Genomic DNA, 18,376 nt, shown 5'->3' with positions numbered 1-18,376 from the left:
CGTGAACTGGACACTCGAGGTGGTCGTGGTCCCGGTCGCGGACCTCGACCGGGCCAAGGACTTCTACGCCGGACAGCTCGGCTTCGCCGTCGACCACGACACGAAGATCAACGACGAGGTACGGGTCATCCAACTGACTCCGCCCGGGTCGGGCTGCTCCGTGGTGATCGGCAAGGGCGCCGTACCGGACATGCCGCCTGGTTCGCTCCGTGGTCTGCAGCTCGTCGTCGCCGACCTCAAGGCCGCGCACGCCGAGCTCAGCGGACGCGGTGTCGCGGTCAGTGACATCCAGGTCCTCGGCGAGAATCCGCATCCGGTCCCCGACCCGCTGGACAACGTCGGCTTCTTCTACTTCACCGACCCGGACGGCAACGGCTGGGCCGTGCAGCAGATCTCCAGCCGAGGATGACCCCCGCCGGGGCTGACTCCCGCCGGCGAGCTACCGCTGCGACTCGTCCGGCACCCGGATCGAGCCGCGATGCCACATGGCCGCCCAGAAGACCGGATCGGTGAAATCGGTTCCGGCCATGGTCGCGGCGTGCCCCGCCGCCCCGGCCACCGGGCCACGCCGGTCGGGGTCGAGCATCCACCGCCGTACCGCAGTGACCGCCTCGGCCGCCGGCAGCCGCTCGTCGATTAGCTTGCTGTGCAGGACGACGAGCATCAGCGCCGCCACCGGCCGCGGCACCGGCCACGACCAGCCGATCACCCCGGTCAGCCCGGCGGCCAGCAACGTGTCCGCCAACCGGATCGCCGCACCGGGGTCAGCGGCGGCCGGCAGGACCGCCACACCGCCGGGCGAGCCCACCGGCCGGCGTCGCCCATGCTGCCGGATGCTTTCGGCGGTGAGCTCGGCCGGCTCCTCGGCTGTCCCGAGCTCCAACGCGGGGGCGCTGCCGACGCCCGCCGGGACGTCAACCAGGCCGCAGTCGAGCTGCAGCAACCCCGCCCCGGGACCGTCCGGGCCGGGCAGCCAGGCGAGAAGCTCGGCCGGTGTACCCACCCCGTCCGACTGCTCGACGACCCGGCCCAACCCGACGGACCGTGGGTGGAACATCCGGCGCAGCTCCATCGCCTCGACACTCGCCCATTCCCGGTCGCCCCGGGGGTTGGCGACAAAGACCGGGGTGCGGGTGGCCGGCAACTGCCGCCGCCCGGCCAACTCGATCACCTGTCGGCCGGATGCGACGTACGACATCGTGAGGTCCGCGACGAGGTGCCGGCCTCGTCGCGCACCGCCGACCACGCGTGCCGGGCCAGCTCGTCGGGGACCACCAGCAGCACCCGTCCCGGTGCGGTCCGCTCGCCGAGGGCCGCCCGCAGGCAGGCACCGAACTCGCCGCCCGGCAGGCCGTCAGGTCGGCCGGGAAGTGGCACCGGACCGACCAGGTCGACCCGGGCCGGCTGCGGATGCAGCAGGAGCAGCCCCACCCGGGGTACGCCGGGCCGGGCCCCAGCCGGCAGCAGGCAGAGCTGCACCAGCAGGTCGGCTCCGAGATCGCGGGCCGCTGCGGCGACGGCACCGACCGATGGCGGCTCCGCAGCCCGGACCGCGTCGACGGCGGGCATCAGGTCAGCGGACCCGAGCACGCCGGGCAGCAAGCCACGCCGATCGAGAAGCACGCCCAACGCCTGCGGGACAAGCGCGGCGAGCGGGTGTCCGGACGACAGGCCGGCCGTGGCCGCCAGCAGATGTCCGGCCGCCCCCCGCAGGTCGGTGCCAGCATGGACGTCGCCGGAGCGGAGGGTCTCGCCCCAACCACCGCCGTCGTCGTCGCGGTCCCGCAGAAGCAGCGTGGTGGCCAGTAGCAGACGGTCGACTGCGGCGACCGCCGGTTCGGGCTCCCCTTCGCCGACCAGGGTGGTCGCCAACGCCACCGCCCGGTCGATCACGGTTGTCGCCGGCAGCGGACCGTCCGCGTGCCACAGTGACGCCAGCAGCTCCGCCACGCCGTCGTCCTGCGTCGTTCCGGCCTCGTCCGGCAACAGCCCGGCCTCGTCCTGCACCGGCCCGGCGGCCGCCGGCTCCGACTCCCCCGCAGGGTCGGCCGATGCGCCGGCCAGCGTCGCCAGCAGCTCCCGCCGCAGTGCGGCGAGGTCGACGACCGCGACGGGCATCGGCTGCACGGGCGGTGCCGTAAGCGGCTTGTCGTCGACCTCGCCCCGTACCACCAGCGTCGGGAAGTCCCGCGGCGAGACCTGGGACAGCAGGTCCGCCACCGACGGCCACGGGTCGGCCAGATGGCCGCCGGCGGTATGAGCCGGCCCCCTGCCGGTCGACCCGGCGGGCAATCCACCCGGCCCCGACAGGACGTCGTTGTTCAACTGCTGCACTGCGGCCATCGCCCGCGCCATCCGGGGAAAGTCGATGCCGCCGAAGCCGGAACCCAGGGACTCCAGCAGGTCCCACCACGCCTGCGCCGTCGTCAGCAACGGCGTGACAGCGGAGGCGAGTTGCTCGTTCGCTCCGCCCAGTTCCTCCTCGGCGAGACGCAGCAGTTCGACGGTACGCCGGGCCACGGCCCTGGACTCAGGCGAAGCCCCGGTCCGGAAGGCCGACCCGCCCCGTTGCGCGGCGTCGAACTGGTTCATCGTCTCGATCAGGTAGTACTGCGCCAGGCTGAACCGGTACATCGCCAGCGCGGTCGGCGACTGCTGCGGGTAGCTGAGCGCCTCCTCCAGGAACCCGATCGCCTGTTTTCGATCGACCGAGGAACGGGTGTGCGCCCGGTCACGAACCGTGAGGTACAGCCCGAGCACCCCGGCGTACGGATGGCGTTGCGGATCGTCGGACTCCAGACTCGTGTAGATCTCCCGCCAGGCGTCGATGGCGGCGGTCAGATCGGGCAGCCCCGCCGGGTTTCCCGGGCTGAGCCGGTACCGACCGATGTGGGCGGCGGCCAGCTCACGCAACACGTTTCTCCGCTCCGGCCCGGACCGGGCTGCCAGCTTCGCCTGCAGTCCGGCGATGACCTCGTCGTACGTCGACACCGTGGTCCTCACTCTCCGCCAGTGCCCGCCCGCCGGTCAGCGCCGATGGGGCGGTTCCCTTTTCTCAGTGGCCCCAGTGGGTGAAGCCGGCCCAGGCGACGACCGCCGCCGGATCCGACGCCCGCAGCTGCCGGCGCAGTACGGCCGGCATGGCAGCGGGCGGCCGCCGGTCCGGGTCGAGCATCCAGAGCTGCGCCTGGCGAAGTGCGTCCCGGACCGTCCGCCGCTCGACCATCAGGAAGTGGTGGAACATGAACATCAGCACCGAGGTGGCGCCGTCCGGGATGCTCCACTGGGTGGACAGCACAGCACGGGCACCGACGGCCAGGAAGGTGGTGCCGAGGCTGTACGCCTCGTCGTAGCCACGGCCGGAGACACCGGTACGGCAGGCGGCCAGCACGACCAGCCCGATCTGCCGGTCCGGACGTAGCGCCAGACTCGCGATGATCTCCTCGGCGCTGAGCCGTTCCCCGTCGGCCAGCAGCAGATAGGAGCTGGCCGCCCCGGGCTCGACCTGGGTGACGCCGTGGCAGGCCAGGTGCAGCGTCACGCCGTCCGCCGGGGCAGTGGACAACAGCCAGTCGCGGACCTCGGCCTTGCGGCCCTGGCCCGACCGGCTCACCGAGCCGTGCGGGCGGCGACCGACGTACCGGCCGCCACGGTAGAAGGACTGCTGGACGGCGTACGCCTCGGCCCGCGCGTACGGCAGGTCGGCCGCCCGGTCGGCGGTGTCCGGGTCTCCGACGATCAGGCCAACCGGCCGCGCTGGTACCGGTGGACGCGCCGCGACCTCGCACAGCATCCGGGCGGAGACCGCCTGGGAGAACTCGGCCAGTTCGAGGGCGTACACCCCGTCCGGGCGGCGGGCCGCCTGCCACGGGACGCGGGTCAGCTCCCCCACTGGGATGAGGGCCAGCCGCGGCGGGCGGGCCGGCGACGCGGACGCCGCCGCCCGCCCCGGCGGGCAGTTCGCCAGCACCGGGCCGATCACCGCGTACCACGCCCAGTCGCAGAGACCGGCCAGGCTGTCGCCGAGCCGGGCGTCCGCCTCCTGCACCTGCAGCTCCCGGTGCGGCTCGGCGAGAACGACGTCCCGGTCGGTCACCGCACGCAGGTAGCGCTCGACGTCCGGCGGCCGCTGCGTCACCAGATTGGGCAACAGGACCGCCAGTGGTGGCCCGTCCACGGCCACGATGACCGCCGCACCGAACGCGGGAGCAGGCGCCGGCACCAGGTAGACCAGTGCGTCCAGCTCCAGGGCGGCCAGGGCCGAGCGGATCTCGGCCAGCCCGGGCGGGCGCAGCAGCGCGTCGCTGGCCCGGTCTCCCGGGCTGTCGGTGAGCGCCGTCAGCACCTCCCGACGTAGCTCCGCCGGCGCGCCGTCCAGCCCTGCCGCGTCGGTGGCGGCCAGCCAGCGTCGGGCCAGATCGGCACGGCCCACTCCGATCAACCGGTCGCTGGCCGAGCGCAGCTCGGTGGCGGAGTGCAGGATCAGTCCACGCCCCGATTCGAGGGCCTGGACCGCCTCGGCGACGGCGTGCTGAGAAACATTGCGATGGGCCAGCTCGATCGCCTTTCCCGCCGCGTACCGGGCGAGTTCGGCCGCGGCGGTGACGTCGGGCTGCAGGAGCACCTGCCAGGCGTACCGGTCCAACCCGGCCAGCTCGGTCTGCCGGGCGTCCGTCCACTGCCCCCGATGTCGTTCGGTCACGCCGAGCAGCTCGCCGATGACCGGCCACAGCGGATGCTGCGGTCCGCCGGCCAGCCGCCGGGCGGCGTCCAGCGTCTCGCGGGCCGCGTACCAGGCCTCCTGAGTGCCGGCCAACTCGGCCCGTCGGAACAGGCCGACTCCGGCGAAAGCGGCGAAGATCGCCGCGTGGAACGGAGATCGAGCCGACGTGGCAGCCGCCGCGGCGTGGAACTCACCGACCGCCTCGTCGAGCCGGCCAGGATCCGTCGCGCTGGTCATCAGCAGGGCGAGACCGTGAAGCAGACGGTCCGGTTGCAGCGGATCGCGCTCGTGCGAGGTCCGGGCCCGGGCCCGTAACGGTGCCAGCTGCTCGTCGGTGAGCCCGGCGGCCGCGTCCCACTGCCACTGGTCACCGGTCATACCGTTTAGCAGGGCGGCGACCAGCTTCGCGTCCGACGCCATGGCCCGCTGCTCGGCGCGGACGCCCGGCTGGTCGAGCAGGTCGTGCAGTTGGTCCAGCGATCGCAGGAACTCGTCATCCCGGCCCGGCCCACTGCTCGCCGCCAGGGCCAGCATGATCTGCTGCGCGCGCAGCTGCCGTTCGATGCCCGGCAGATCGCGGGCCAGGCGGGCGTCGACCTCGTTCAGGCCCCGCCCGTACCGTTCCGCCGTCGACCGCAACTGCCGGGCGAACCGGTCGGCGGCGATCAACGCCGCGTCCACGTCCGCCGCTCCGGTCGCGGCTGAGGAGTCGCCGTCCTGCACGGTGCGCGCCGTGGCCAGTACCGCCCGCACCGTGTGATAGAGCATCAGAACGCCAGGAAACTCGGCTGCCGGTGCGCCGAGCGCGTCCAGTTCCCGGAGCAGATCGCCCGGATGCCGCCCCTTGGCCGCCGAATACCGATCGGCGACGGCCCGGATCTGTTCCGCCAGCTGGCGTTGCCGGACAAGGGACCGGACAGCCGGCCAGCGTGGGTCGCCCGGCGGGAGCCGCTGCAGCTCGGCCAGTGCGGCGTCCAACTCACCGGCACCGTACGGTCGCTCTGCCATCGCGGTCATCACCCCTCCCGCGGTCAACGCGCCGTTCCACCCGACTACTGACGGACCGGCTACTGACGGGCCGGACGGTCCAGCGGCCGTCAGGGCCGCCGGCGGCTCACCCGGGCAGCGGCAGCTGTCCGCCCAGCCCGTTGTAGAGCATCAGCACCGCGATCACCCCGCAGGCGAAGGCCACGAAGGAGGTCTTCCTGCGCCCACCACGCCGGGTCCGGTAGCCGAGGTAGAACGTCGCCGCGATCGCGACGCCAGCGAGCAGCCACCATGGCGCGGACACCGGGCCGAGCGGCACCGGTTCAGGGCGCGCCAGCCAGCAGGCGAGCGCACCGCAGACCACCGCGAGCGGACCACTGCGGACGTCCAGCGTCTGTCGCCGGCTGAGCGTCCGCTGCCGGTCCTCCTCAGCCTGCCGGATCTCGCGGTCCGCCCGCTCCCGGGCCGTCCGGTCGGCAGCCAGCGGTGCCAGGTGCAGCAACATGACGTGGTGGGCGGGGCGGGACTCCGCCGGGATGTCCTGGTCGGCCAGCGCGGCGAACCACGCCTGCGCCCGGGCGTCCGGTTCGGCCGCTGCGGCCTCGGCCTGCCTGGCGTACATCTGGTCCTGGCCGGGGAAGGCGGCCAGCAGCAGCATCGCCAGGTACATCGCGCGCTGCGACTTCGTCAACGACGGATCCAGTTCCCGGGCCCGGAAGGTGAAACCTTCGCCGAGCCGCCGCCACCGGGAGTCGATCAGTGCGTAGCCGGCACAGCCGGGCCGCCCGTCGAGCACCGTCAGGATGCCGTCCTCGTGCAGCCCGACGATGATGTCCCGGGCCGCGCCGGGGCCTTCGATCGCCTGCTGGGCCAGCTGGACCAGGTTGTCCCGGTCCATCGGGCGCTGGCAGTAGACGGCCACCCCTTCCGGGTCCAGGGCGTGGATCAGCCGGGTGACCGCCCGGTCCGGCCGGCTCGGCTCGTCCAGGGCGCGCACCGCTGCGGTCAGCTGACAGGTGGCGGCCCAGTCCCGTAACGCCAGGAACTGCGGGGTCCGGTACGCCTGCCCGGCGAGGAGCCGCCGGGCGTCGGTCCACCGGCGACGGAACGCGTCGGCCAACTCCTGCGGCGAGCTGTAGGCGGTGTCGGCGAAGACGAAGACCGGCCCGCTCGGCCCGCTCGGCACCGGGCCACTCGGTCCGGCGACGGTGGGTGCCCCGCCGGCGCACCACCGGCGCACCTGCGCGGCACCCCAGCGCTGCTCCGGGGCGCGGGTCAACAGCCCCCGGCACAGCAGCAGCCACCGCTCGTCACGGATCAGACTCAGGTCGATCTCCCGGACGGCCATCTCCCGGGCGATCATCCGGTCGTCCATCCAGCTGCCGTCCAGCCGCTGGAACGGGTGCCGCCCGGTAAGCAGTTCCACCAGGAGAATTCCGAGCGCCCACCAGTCCAACCCGGCCCAGGTGTCGCCGGCGGCCGCCTCGGGAGCGGCGTAGGCCAACGTACGGGAGGTGGTCTGACGCATCTCGTGGGTCGCCGCCACCATGGTCGTCAGACCGAAGTCGGCGAGTACCAGATCGAACGGTTCGACCGAGCGGACCAGGACGTTGTCCGGCTTGAGATCCCGATGCACCAGCTGCAACGAGTGCACGTACTCCAGAGCCGGCAGGAGTTGGTCGAGCACCTCGCGGACCTGCCCGTCGGTCCACGGCCCGGGGCGCTCGCGACGCAGGTCCGCCAGCGACCCGCCGGCCGCGTACTCCAGGACCTCCCAGAGCACGCCGTCGCTCCGGCCCCAGTCCAGCAGACTGATCAGGTGCTGACGGTCCGCCCGCCGCAGGATGTCCAGGGTGGCGCTGTCGACGGCGTCACCGCGACGGTAGATCCGGATGACCGCCGGTGTGCCGCTGATCCGGTCCCTGACCAGCATCAGGTCCGCCTCGCCGCCCGCGGCGAGGTCCCGGTCTGGAAAGTACCGGTCGAGCAGGGCCGGTGGCAGGTTCACCCGCCGGTACCGTCCGGTCGGCTCGTCGGGGGTGGTCGCGGGCTGGTCGACCGTCGTCACCGGAGGATCGTCCCGGCTGGTCACGGGCTGGTCCACTGTCGTCATCGGAAGATCGTCCCGGCTGGTCGGCGGGCTCAGCGGCCCGGCGGCGCGCTCGTTGCCCGCTTCACTGTGCATGTCGTCCACGGCTACTCCAGAATCGTGACGAGCAGAGCGGAAACGTTGTCGCCACCGCCCGCGTCGAGGGTGCGGCGCAGCAGGTCCCGGACGACGTCGTCCGGTCGACCTCCGCCGGTCAGGCAGTTCTCCACGTCGTCCACCGGCAGGTAGTCGGTGAGCCCGTCGCTGCACAACAGGAAACGGTCGCCAGCGATGGTGGAAAGCCGCTGTACGTGCGGGTGGATCGGGGCTGGGGTCAGGCGACCGCCGAGTGTCTGAGTCACCCGGCCGGTAGGCACCGCCGGGCCCGGCCGGGACGGTGGCGGCGAGTCGTCCCGGGACAGCTGTACGAGGAGACCGTCACGCAGCAGGTAGCAGCGGCTGTCCCCGACGTTGACGCAGGTGGCGTCCGCACCGGACACGGTGAGCACAACCACGGTGGTGCCCATCGCGCCCCGTGGCAGAGGGTGCCCGGACTCGGCGTACAGATTGGCGTCGGCGCGGTGCACGGCGGCCACGATCGCTGCGGAGTCCGCGAAGGTCGGGCTCGCGTCGACGATCACCTGGGCGGCCAGGCGGGACGCCCGGGCGCCATCCGCGTGCCCACCCAGCCCGTCCGCGACCAGGCAGGTCACCGGGCGGGTGGACGAGACGGTCAGGCACACCGGCTCACCTTCCGGCACCGCCGACAGGAAACCGGCGACGGCAATGGTGTCCTCGTTGGCGGGACGCACCCGACCCCGGTGGGTCACGCCGACCACCTCGACCCGGTTCACCGTTCGGTCCGCTCTACCCGCACCACGAGCCTGGCGGCGAACCGGACCCGGTCCCCGGGTCGCACCGGGACCGGCTCCCCGGGGGTGATCCGCTGGTCGTTGACGAAGGTGCCGTTCACCGACTGCAGATCGGTCACGGTCAGGCCGGTGCCGGTGGCGCTGATCTCCGCGTGCCGGCGGGAGACGTTGTCGTAACTTGTGAGCTCCGCGGCGAACGGCGAGCTCTCCCTGCCGACGGCGAGGGTACGTCCGGCCGCCAACTCGACCGTTCCCCAGGGGAAGAACAGCACTGCCGCCGCCCGGTCGACCGCCGTGGCAGGTCTGGGCGTCGGCGCGTCGCCGACAGCCGGCGCGGCAGCCACCGGTTCGGCCGGCTCCCGCGCCGGGTCGGCCGGCTCCCGCGCCGGGTCGTCGGGCGGCAGTGGCTCCAGCGTCAACAGGCAGGTGGGACAGTACGGCGGCCCGTCGGTGACGACGCGGGAGCACCCCGGGCAGACAAGCTTCGGTGTCATCAGAGTCCTCCGTGTCAATCCGGTCCGGTCTGGTGGATCACGCCAGTCCGATCTGATAGGTGTCGTCGCGGCGCTGCAGCGAGGTGACCACCACCCGCTCCCCGCGCGGGTGGTCGCGGCTGAACAGCTCCCGGGCCAACGGGTTCACCAGCGCGCTTTCCAGGTACGACCCGATGCCCCGACCGCCGAAGGTGAGGTTGGCGGTGGCTCCGTCGAGCAGTTGGCGCCGTACCGGTTCGGCGAGCTCGAGGTGAAGCTGATGCTCCTTGCGCAGCCGCTGGGCGATGTGGTCGAGCAGAACGGAGAAGATCTCCTCGGCGGCGGTACGGGTGATGAAGTTGAACACGACGATGTTGTCGCCCAGCCGGTTGAGCAGCTCCGGCCGGTTGAGTTCGCTGACGAAGTGCCGGTTCACCGCGGCGCGGACCCGCTGTTCCAGCTCCTGGCGGGGAAACGCCCGGCCGCCGGCTTCGGCGGCGGCGTGCAGCGCGTACTCCTGCTCCGAGACGCCCAGGTTCGAGGTGAAGACCAGCACGGTGTCGGAGAAGTACACGGTGGAGCCGCTGGCGTCGGTGAGCCGGCCGTCGTCGAGAATCTGCAGGAACTTGTCCAGGATCCTGGGGTGGGCCTTCTCCACCTCGTCGAACAGCAGCAGGCTGAACGGCCGTTCCCGGACCGCTTTGGTCAGCTCGCCGCCCGCGTCGAAGCCGACGTACCCCGGCGGGGCACCGATCAGCCGGTCCGCTGCCTGCTCGGCGGAGAACTCGCTCATGTCGAACCGGGTGTACGCCCGCTCGTCGCCGAAGATCTGCTGGGTGAGCTCCTTCGCCAGCTGGGTCTTGCCCACCCCGGTCGGCCCGGCGAAGAACAGCACTCCGCGCGGACGCGACGAGTTGCCGGCGTGCGCTCCGGAGAGCCCCAGCACCGCCCGGATCACGATGTCCACCGAGTGCTGGATGGCTTCCCGCTGGCCGCGCACCCGGGCGCCGATGCTGCCGGTGGCGTCGCGCAACCGGTCCCGCAGATGCGCCTGCCGCCACGGGTTGTCGTACACGCCGACCCGGTAGCAGCGGACCGCCTCGTCGATGTCGTCCAGTCTGGTGCCCATCCGCATGGCCAGTCGGGCGATGGCCATCATGCTGCGCAGTGGCATGTCCTGGGTCAGCTCGGCCAGCCGCTTCTCCACCTCCCGACGGTCGTCCGGCCCGGCCTCGGGGTATCCGGGCAGGACGCCGGCCAGCAGGGTCGCCGCGGCCTGGCGGACACCCAGGTCGGGCAGTGGTACGGCGATCTTGCGGATGTCCTCGTTGCCGGCGGTCAGCCACAGCGGCAGGTCCCGCTCGTTCTCGACGACCCAGATCACCGGGTTGTAGAGCGGTCGCGGGTCCGGCGGGGCCGGCCTGGGGTAGACCGAGCGGGCCAGCCGTAGACACCGGGCGAAGAAATGGTGCTCACCCGGCTCCAGCCGGTTTGCGTCCAGCACCAGATGGGAGGCGTAGTCAACCAGGACCGCTTGCCGCTGTTGCGCCTCGGCCGTCTGAGTGAGCAGGTCCGCGACGCGGTCGAGGTCCGGTCCGGCACCACGCCACGGGCCGATCTTGATCGCCGGTGGGCGAGGAGCCGGGCCGGCCGCCGGGCCCGCCGTACCGTCCCGGCCGTCGGTGGTGGCGGCAGCGTCCGGTTCGGCCACTACGCCCACGCCATGGATCGCGTCGGCCACCGCAAGCGTCGGGTAGCCCTCGGCACGCAGCATCCGATGCACCGCCCGGCGCAGGTCGCACAGCTCCGGTCCGGACCGTCCCGGCAGCAGAAACTGGTCCCGCACGTTGCCGTAGAGCAGCACCTGCGAGTTGATCGACAGTGCGGTGCTCACCTCCCGCAACCAGACCGGGTACGTCCGGTCGTCCCAGCCGGTCATGACCGCCGCTGCCGGAGTCGGGGCTCGCGCCGCCGGTCGCGGCGCAACCGGTCGGTGCGGTCGAAGGGGTACGCCTGCGCGTCGACCGGGTGTACGTGCGGTCCGCCGTCGGCGCCGCGGTCGTCGACCCGTACGTCGAAACCGCGCTCCCGCAACGCGGGCGTCAGCGCGGCGACGGAGCCCTGCCACTGGTCGCGTACCGCCGCGCCGAAGTCCGGCTCGCTGTCCCGGGGCGCGACCAGGTCGAGGTGGAGGTCCTGTCGCTGGGGGGTGTGCGGGTCGCCGGGGCGTCGGACGATCCGGACGGCGAGGTCCTGCCAGTCGGGTCGGGTGAGGTGGGCCGTCCCGTCCCCGGCGAGCCGGTCGTCGAAGCCCTGCTCCGCCGTGTAGCCGAGCTGCTGCAGCGACTCCCGCACCGCCCAGGCGGTGTAGCTGCGGGTGGTCGCCGCCTGCACGCGGTCGGCGGCGTCGCGGGCGTCCGCCAGGACGGCGTCGATCGCTGCGGTCAGGCCCGGCCAGTCGGGTCTGGGGTCGTCGGCCGCAGCGGCCAGCCGGGCGTGCATCTCGGTGACGGCCGGGCCGGCCCGTTCCCGCAGCGGGGCGGCGAGCGTGGCCAACCGGGCGCGACGGGCCGCCACCTCCTGGTTCGCCTTCTCCACCGAGTACCGCAGGTCGTCCAGCAACCGCCGGGCGGTGGCCGGGGACGGTGCCCGCAGCGCCTGCTCGGCCCACTGCTCCAGCTGCCCTACGACGGCGTCGGGCGCGGCGGCGTCGAGTCGGGACAGCACCCGGCGCAGGGAAGCACCGAGCTCGGCCAGCTCGGCCAGCCGCTGTCGGCCGGGCCCGGGTGACCCGAGTGCCGGGTCAGGGCCTGGTTCGGTGCGGGAAGTGACCGTACCGTCGGCGATCGCCTGCCGCACCCGGGCGACGATCCGGCGGGCACGGGCCGCGCCCAACTGCGCGTGCAGGGTCTGCTCCGCCGCTGCGGTCCGGGTCAGCAGGTCGTCTGCCAGCGCGGCGGCCCGGGCCAGGTCGGCACCGGCGGACCGGCGTGGCAGCTCCGACGGCAGATCGATCTCGGCCCCGAACTCGGTACGGGCGCGCTCCGCCCGGTGCCGCACCGCCTCGTACCGGTCCGCTACCCGTTCGACGTGGAAACTCGCCGCCAATGCGCGCTGTTGCCGTTCGATCAGCGAGTCGGCGGCCCGCCCCACCGCCCAGGTCATCCCGACGGCCAGCCCGGCCACCGCGACAGGGCCCGCCGCCGAGGCGGCGACCAGCCCCACCTTCGGGACGACGAGCCCCAACTCAAACCCGCACGGCACGTTCCGTTCTCCTGATCAGCACGCTTCTGCCCGAGTTCATCCGACGTCGGCCGGAATACCACCCCGGCCCGGGCCGGGACAGGCGCAATCCGGATGTGTCCGATCGCGAATGCCAAGACTGGCACGCGGTACTACCAGGGCACAATCGTCCGGCCGGCGCCCAGGGGTGCGCACAAGTACGTAGCGGGTGTCCTCAGGACGGTCCATACCCATACCGCCGCATGATCATTATGGCCGGCGCTTCACACAGAGACCCTTGCCGATTAGCTGTGACCTGCGAAACCCGGGCCGAATGGACGCCACACACCGCCGACCGAGCTCTTTCCGTACGTACTATTACCCTTCATTCCGCTGAACGGCCACTTCCGGCGGAACGCGATTCGTCGAGATACTGCGAAGGTGACTCAGGACCCTTATCGCCCCGACCAGGACCGATACCTCGTCGAGCGCCCCGACCGAGCCGACCCCTACGGACCGATGCCCGCCACCGGAAACGACGGCAGCGGCCCCCCACCACCTCGCCCGGATCTCCCCGCACCGGTGCCGGACCCTTATCAGCCCCGCCCTCTCGAGATGACTCGTCCGCCGAGCAGCCCGCCGCCGGCTCAGATCTACGTCGTCGCTGGGCCGCAGCAGCCGAACTACGCGGCGATGTTGACCATGAAATCGAGCGGTACCGCCGTCGTGCTGGAAATCGTGCTCGGCCTGCTCGGAATCTTCGGAGTCGGCAACATGTACGCGGGCCGCACCGCACTCGGCCTGATCATGATGATCTCCTACTGGGTGTTCCAGGGCATCAACATCCTGCTCACGTTCATCCTTATCGGCTGGGTGACCGGTTTCCTGACCTGGCTCACCTACACCATCGTCGGTCCGCTACTGGCGACGCAGGGCGTGGAACAGCACAATCAGCGGGTGCTCGCCGCGCAGACGCCGCGCCCCACGGCACCCGGCGGCCCGACGCCCGGCAGCCCGGCACCGGGTGGCGCCGGATGGCAGTGATTGGTCGACCGTGACGCGACGGTCCCGACGGATCCCTCCGGCACCCAGGCAGAGTCCCGCCTCGGGTGCCGGCCGCGTCGGTGACCAGGTGATTCAGCCGACAGTCGAACATCTTCTTTACCAATAGAAGCGGATCAATTACGCTCGGTGTGGCACGCGACCCGATCGGGGTGGTTGTGAACACACCACACGTACCTGCCTTCGCTGCGCACCAGCCGACCAGGGCCGTCGAGTTGCACGACGACGGTGACCTTACCCAGGTCCTGGCCTGGAACATCGAGACAAATCGACGTCAGGTCCGCACTGCCGCACCGAACGGGGTGTCCGCCTGCGACATCGAGCCCGACGGCCGGCACTTCTGGTGGTTCGACGCGGACCGGACCGACGTCGGTGTCTGGCGCCGCCAGCCGGTCGACCCCGGTCAGACGGAGACCGGCCGGCACGCGGCTGGTCGGGTCACGGCCGGCCCGCCGCCGCTGGCACTGACCGGGCTGCCGCCCGGCCGGCAGCACGGCATCGCCTTCGACGCCACCGGCCGCCGCGCCGCCGTCTGCGTCGGCACCGGCCGGCAGACCCGCTGCTACGTTGGAGAACCGGGCGGACCAGGTCACCTGGTGGCGGTCAGCGCCGGCTACACCGCCCTGGTCGACCTGGCCGCCGACGGGAACACCGTCGCGCTCGCCGCCCGGGCCGACGCCGCGACGGCGGTCAGCGTCGTACGGCTCACCGACGGGCGGACCGACACCGTCGCCGGCAGCGACCAGCAGCGAATCTGGGCACTGGAGTTCCGCCCCGGTAACCGGCCCGATCCGGAACTGCTGATCGTCGTCGAGACACCGGACCGGTACCAGGTCGGCACCTGGCGGCGCGACCGCGGCATCGAACTGTCCCGCGAACTGTCCTACGACTCGGAGATCACCGCACACTGGTACGGCGACGACGGACGGATCCTCGTCCAGCACGACCGGGCCGGACGCAGCCGGTTGCTGCTGGCCGACCCCGAAACCGGTGAACAGACCACCGTCGCCACCCCACCCGGCACCATCCTCGACCTGACCGCCGCCCCGGACGGCGCGATCCACTACATCTGGACCAGCGACTCGGTGCCACCCCGCCGGCTGGTCGCCCACCCCGGTACGGCCACCGCGCAGCCGGCCCGCCGGCCCCGACCCGCCGACCACCCCGCCACCCCCACCGGGCGCACCGAACTGTGGACCGACCAGCCGTACGGGCGGATCCACAGTTTCCTGGCGACCCCGCCCGGCACCGGACCGTGGCCGACCCTGTTCCTGGTCCACGGCGGGCCGTACCTGCACGACCGGGATGCCTACGACCCGAGGGTGGAGCTGCTGGTACGCGCCGGCTACGCGGTGGCGCGCACCAACTACCGGGGATCGACCGGGTACGGGCCACGGTGGCAACGGGACTTCGGCCACCGAGTCGGGCTGGCGCAGCTGGAGGACCTGGCCGCCGTACGCCGCAAGCTGCTCGACCTCGGTGTGGCCGAACCGGGCCGGACCGGGCTGTGCGGCTACTCGTGGGGCGGCTATCTGGTGCTGCTCGCGATGGGCGTCGCGCCGGCCGACTGGACGGTCGGTCTCGCCGTCTGCCCGATCGCCGACTACCCGGCGGCGCACCGGGGTGCCACCGCTGCGCTGCGCGAGGTCGACGACGAACTGTTCGGCGGCGGGCCCGACGACGTACCGCAGCGGTACCACGCCGCAGACCCGACGACCTACCTGGACCGGGTCCGCGGGCCGCTGTTCATCGCCGCCGCCACCGATGACGACCGCTGCCCGCCGGACCAGATCCGCCGCTACGTCGCCGCGTTGCGGCACCGGCGCGTACCGCACCGACTGCACTGGATGCCCGGCGGCCACCACGGCGACGCGGCCGGCCAGACCCGGACCTTCGACGAACTGCTCCGGTACGCCGACGCGGTGTTGCGACCGGACCGAAGCCGGACGACCGCAGTGGACGGTCGCCCGTACCTGACAGCCAGCCAGGAAGGGAGGTGAATGGTATGAAGCGACGCAGCGTACGTCACGACCCGATCACCACCAGCGAGCGGGAGCGCGGGGCGGTCATCGTCAAGATGCTCCTCGACATGGACCGGGCAGTCCCGGCCAGGCGGCACGACGTGACCGAGTCGGCGGCCGACAAGGCACCCGCCAGCGAGTGACAGGTCCGTGCTGAGCGCACGATCGACGGCGTCGTTCCGGAGCGAGAGCGCCTGCCGCTCCGGGACGACGCCCACCACCGTCGGAGAGGGGCCGGAAGTGAAAGTCGTCCTGCTGCACATGCCGTGGGGGTCGATCGACGTGCCGTCACTGGCGTTGGGCATCCTGCGCGCGGCGGCCGGTCGGGCCGGTCACCACGTGCAGGTCCGCTACGCCAACATCGACTTTGTCGACTGGGTGACCGGGGTCACCGACTTCACGCTGGCCGACTACCGCTACTTCTCCGAGTCCTCCTACTTCCTCGGCGCCGGGGACTGGGTCTTCTCGGGGCTGCTCGACGACGAGGAGCGCCCGTTCGACCCGTACGCCCGGCTGCTCACCGAAGGCGGCTCGACCGACACCGAGATCGCACTGACCCGGGCGATGCACCGGCTGGTGCCCGGCTTCATCCGCGAACTCGCCGCCGAACTGGCCGACGCCGCGCCGGACGTCGTCGGATTCACCACCACGTTCCAGCAGAACGCCGCCAGCCTCGCCGTCGCCCGTCTGGTCAAGCAGGCACGGCCCGGCACCCGGATCGTGTTCGGCGGGGCCAACTGCGACGGTCCGCAGGGAGCAGCGCTGCACCGCAACTTCCGCTACGTCGACTACGTGGTACGCGGCGAAGGCGAGGTCGCCTTCCCGCAACTGCTCGCCGCCCTCAACTCGGCCGACGGGTCCGGCCGGATCGGCTCATCGGGGCTCGCCGACATCTCCGGGCTGTGCTGGCGCGACGCCGACGGCGTCGCCCGGGCCAACCCGATGTCGTCGCGACCGCTGCCGCCCGGCGACATCGTCGCCCCCGACTACACCGGCTACCTGGACCGGCTGGACACGTCGGCGGCAGCCGACTGGGTAGCGCCCCGGCTGGTCGTCGAAGGCTCCCGAGGTTGCTGGTGGGGCGAGAAACACCACTGCACGTTCTGCGGGCTCAACGGGTCGTTCATGCAGTTCCGCAGCAAGAGCCCGGCCCGCTTCCTCGACGAGGTCCTCGACCTCGCCCGACGCCATCAACTGCTCGACTTCATCGTGGTCGACAACATCCTCGACATGGCCTACTTCGACTCGGTGCTGCAACGCCTGGCCGAATCGGAGTACGACGTCCGCCTGCACTTCGAGGTCAAGGCCAATCTGCGCCGACGACATTTCCAGCAGCTCAACGACTCCGGCGCGGTGCAGGTCCAGCCGGGCGTGGAGAATCTCAGCAGCCACGTGCTGCGGCTGATGGACAAGGGCGTGACCGGCTGCCAGAACGTGCGGGCGCTGCGCGACGCGCAGAGCGCCGGTGTGACGGCCAGCTGGAACTACCTGTACGGGTTCCCCGGCGAGACGGCGCGGGACTACACCAGCATCGTCGACCAGCTGCCGGCACTGCACCACCTGGAGCCGCCGATGGGGGCCGCCCGGATCGCCATCGAACGGTTCAGCCCCTACTTCGACCGCCCGGAGCTGGGATTCGCCACCCTGCGACCGGCACCGCAGTACGCCGAGATCTACCGGCTGCCCGAAGCGGAACTCGCCGACCTGGCGTACATCTTCACGTCGGTGCCGCACGGCATCGACCGGACCCAGGCCGCCGAGCTCGACGCGGCCCTGGCCACCTGGCAGGCGCAGTACCCGGTCAGCCGACTCACCTGTCAGGAACTGCCGGACCGGATCGTGCTGGTGAGCCAACGCGCCGCCTACGACTGGACCGTGCTGGAGCTGACCACGGCACCGGAGATCGCCCTGTTCCGGCTGCTCGATCAGCCGCGTACCGCCGCCACCCTCGCCGCCAAGGTGCCCGGCGGAGCGGCGGTCGTCGAACCGCTGCTGGACCGCTGGTCGGCGCTGGGCATCCTGTTCCACGACGACGGCTACCAGGTGCATCTCGCGGTCGAGTCCGACAACCAGATGCTGGCCCGGACGGACCACCGCCGGAGGGCCGCCGCAGGCACCGCGGGGGACGCAGCCGGCGACAGCGGCGGGCAACCGGGCACCGGCACGGCCGGGCAGAGCGAGGAGGAGCCGCATGCCGTCGTCGTCGGCTGACGTCACCACCCAGACCAGCCCGAGCAGCCTGCCCGGGTCAACCGGCCCGGCCGACTGGACCGGGTGTGCGATCGAGATCGCGCTGTCCCGCGACTATCTGCCTGACGCGGCCCAGGTAACCGGGATGTCGTTCGGCACCCGGCGGGTCGCCGGTGCGTGGCGGCCGCTGGTGGCGGACCTGCACCGGGCCGGCGTACGGCATGCCCGGCTGCCCGCCCCGGTCGACCTGTGCCGGGACGCCGGGGTCGCCTCCGCCCGCGCCCTGGTGCTGATCCGGGAGCTCACCGCCCGCGCCATCGCGGTCGACTGGGTGGCCCGCTGCCACGACGGCTGCGCCGGACAGGGCATGTTCGACCATCTGTTCCCACCGGAGCGGGTGGACGGCGGCGCCAGCGACCAGGCGGTACGCGGTTGGCGGGACTCGTTCTTCCTCGGCAAGTGCGTGTTCCGGCGCGGGCCCGGGTTCGTCGAGGTCCGCGACCGCCGCGCTGGCGCGCTGGAGCTGTTCACCATCGACGAACCGGAGCATCTGGTCGCCATCGGGCAGCTGACCGAAGGAGTACCGGCCGGGCAGGTGCCCGCACCGGTTCGGCGGGACCTGGCCGACGCCCGGCTGATCGCGGCCCAGGCCGGGCAGCTGTGGTGGCTGCCGACCCCGGCGTACCGCTGGCCGTTCCCGGCGCTGGCGGTATGAGTACCACCCAGGTTTCCCTTCA

The 18,376-nt window shown here is 72.2% G+C and carries 14 protein-coding genes; 6 read left to right on the top strand and 8 right to left on the bottom strand.

Annotated features, from left to right (window positions below):
* Window position 1: 1 nt before the first annotated feature.
* Window positions 2–409, top strand: a complete 408-nt coding sequence (locus ACN27J_RS29855; protein WP_421371333.1) for a VOC family protein — start codon at window positions 2–4, stop codon at window positions 407–409.
* 30 nt (window positions 410–439) lie between these two features.
* Here ACN27J_RS29855 and ACN27J_RS29850 read toward each other — a convergent pair whose 3' ends face one another.
* From ACN27J_RS29850 to ACN27J_RS29815, 8 genes are all read right to left on the bottom strand, one after another.
* Entirely contained in the window at window positions 440–1,198 is a 759-nt protein-coding gene (locus ACN27J_RS29850) for a CHAT domain-containing protein (RefSeq protein ID WP_421371331.1), read from the bottom strand.
* Window positions 1,168–2,991 (bottom strand): hypothetical protein, encoded by a 1,824-nt coding sequence (locus tag ACN27J_RS29845; protein WP_421371329.1) that lies wholly within the window; start codon window positions 2,989–2,991, stop codon window positions 1,168–1,170. Before ACN27J_RS29845 ends, ACN27J_RS29850 begins: the two co-directional genes overlap by 31 nt.
* A gap of 64 nt (window positions 2,992–3,055) precedes the next feature.
* Entirely contained in the window at window positions 3,056–5,740 is a 2,685-nt protein-coding gene (locus tag ACN27J_RS29840; protein WP_421371327.1) for a CHAT domain-containing protein, read from the bottom strand.
* Between the two features lie 97 nt (window positions 5,741–5,837).
* Complete coding sequence (locus ACN27J_RS29835) at window positions 5,838–7,895, bottom strand: protein kinase domain-containing protein (RefSeq protein ID WP_421372601.1); 2,058 nt, start codon at window positions 7,893–7,895, stop codon at window positions 5,838–5,840.
* Between the two features lie 11 nt (window positions 7,896–7,906).
* On the bottom strand, window positions 7,907–8,653 hold the full coding sequence (locus tag ACN27J_RS29830) for a PP2C family protein-serine/threonine phosphatase (RefSeq protein ID WP_421371325.1): 747 nt from the start codon (window positions 8,651–8,653) through the stop codon (window positions 7,907–7,909).
* Window positions 8,650–9,165, bottom strand: a complete 516-nt coding sequence (locus ACN27J_RS29825; protein ID WP_421371324.1) for an FHA domain-containing protein — start codon at window positions 9,163–9,165, stop codon at window positions 8,650–8,652. Before ACN27J_RS29825 ends, ACN27J_RS29830 begins: the two co-directional genes overlap by 4 nt.
* Before the next feature lie 37 nt (window positions 9,166–9,202).
* On the bottom strand, window positions 9,203–11,083 hold the full coding sequence (locus ACN27J_RS29820) for an AAA family ATPase (RefSeq protein ID WP_421371322.1): 1,881 nt from the start codon (window positions 11,081–11,083) through the stop codon (window positions 9,203–9,205).
* Window positions 11,080–12,408: a hypothetical protein gene (locus ACN27J_RS29815; protein ID WP_421371320.1), complete on the bottom strand. Its 1,329-nt coding sequence runs from the start codon at window positions 12,406–12,408 to the stop codon at window positions 11,080–11,082. The genes ACN27J_RS29820 and ACN27J_RS29815 overlap by 4 nt, the downstream gene beginning before the upstream one ends.
* Window positions 12,409–12,981: 573 nt before the next feature.
* On the opposite strand from ACN27J_RS29815, the gene ACN27J_RS29810 reads away from it, so the two are divergent.
* From ACN27J_RS29810 to ACN27J_RS29790, 5 genes are all read left to right on the top strand, one after another.
* A complete protein-coding gene (locus ACN27J_RS29810; RefSeq protein WP_421371317.1) occupies window positions 12,982–13,410 on the top strand; it encodes a hypothetical protein in 429 nt (142 codons plus the stop codon).
* A 170-nt stretch (window positions 13,411–13,580) separates the two neighbouring features.
* A complete protein-coding gene (locus tag ACN27J_RS29805) occupies window positions 13,581–15,428 on the top strand; it encodes an alpha/beta hydrolase family protein (protein WP_421372599.1) in 1,848 nt (615 codons plus the stop codon).
* Window positions 15,429–15,433: 5 nt separating this feature from the next.
* The gene (locus tag ACN27J_RS29800) at window positions 15,434–15,592 is read left to right on the top strand and encodes a hypothetical protein (RefSeq protein WP_278167501.1); all 159 of its coding nucleotides are present in this window, start codon (window positions 15,434–15,436) and stop codon (window positions 15,590–15,592) included.
* Window positions 15,593–15,689: 97 nt separating this feature from the next.
* Window positions 15,690–17,660, top strand: a complete 1,971-nt coding sequence (locus ACN27J_RS29795) for a RiPP maturation radical SAM C-methyltransferase (RefSeq protein ID WP_421371315.1) — start codon at window positions 15,690–15,692, stop codon at window positions 17,658–17,660.
* Entirely contained in the window at window positions 17,641–18,354 is a 714-nt protein-coding gene (locus ACN27J_RS29790) for a DUF5825 family protein (RefSeq protein WP_421371313.1), read from the top strand. The genes ACN27J_RS29795 and ACN27J_RS29790 overlap by 20 nt, the downstream gene beginning before the upstream one ends.
* Window positions 18,355–18,376: the final 22 nt, after the last annotated feature.

The sequence above is a fragment of the Solwaraspora sp. WMMB762 genome (genome assembly GCF_049179115.1).
Classification (GTDB): Bacteria; Actinomycetota; Actinomycetes; order Mycobacteriales; family Micromonosporaceae; genus Micromonospora_E.
This window is presented reverse-complemented; position numbering and strand designations above follow the sequence as displayed.

Bases quoted from the DNA above. Each gene is read 5' to 3' on its own strand.
- ACN27J_RS29840 (WP_421371327.1), bottom strand. From the start codon at position 5,740: ATGACCGCGATGGCAGAGCGACCGTACGGTGCCGGTGAGTTGGACGCC.
- ACN27J_RS29790 (WP_421371313.1), top strand. From the start codon at position 17,641: ATGCCGTCGTCGTCGGCTGACGTCACCACCCAGACCAGCCCGAGCAGC.
- ACN27J_RS29810 (WP_421371317.1), top strand. From the start codon at position 12,982: ATGACTCGTCCGCCGAGCAGCCCGCCGCCGGCTCAGATCTACGTCGTC.
- ACN27J_RS29820 (WP_421371322.1), bottom strand. From the start codon at position 11,083: ATGACCGGCTGGGACGACCGGACGTACCCGGTCTGGTTGCGGGAGGTG.
- ACN27J_RS29835 (WP_421372601.1), bottom strand. From the start codon at position 7,895: ATGCACAGTGAAGCGGGCAACGAGCGCGCCGCCGGGCCGCTGAGCCCG.
- ACN27J_RS29800 (WP_278167501.1), top strand. From the start codon at position 15,434: ATGAAGCGACGCAGCGTACGTCACGACCCGATCACCACCAGCGAGCGG.
- ACN27J_RS29850 (WP_421371331.1), bottom strand. From the start codon at position 1,198: ATGTCGTACGTCGCATCCGGCCGACAGGTGATCGAGTTGGCCGGGCGG.
- ACN27J_RS29825 (WP_421371324.1), bottom strand. From the start codon at position 9,165: ATGACACCGAAGCTTGTCTGCCCGGGGTGCTCCCGCGTCGTCACCGAC.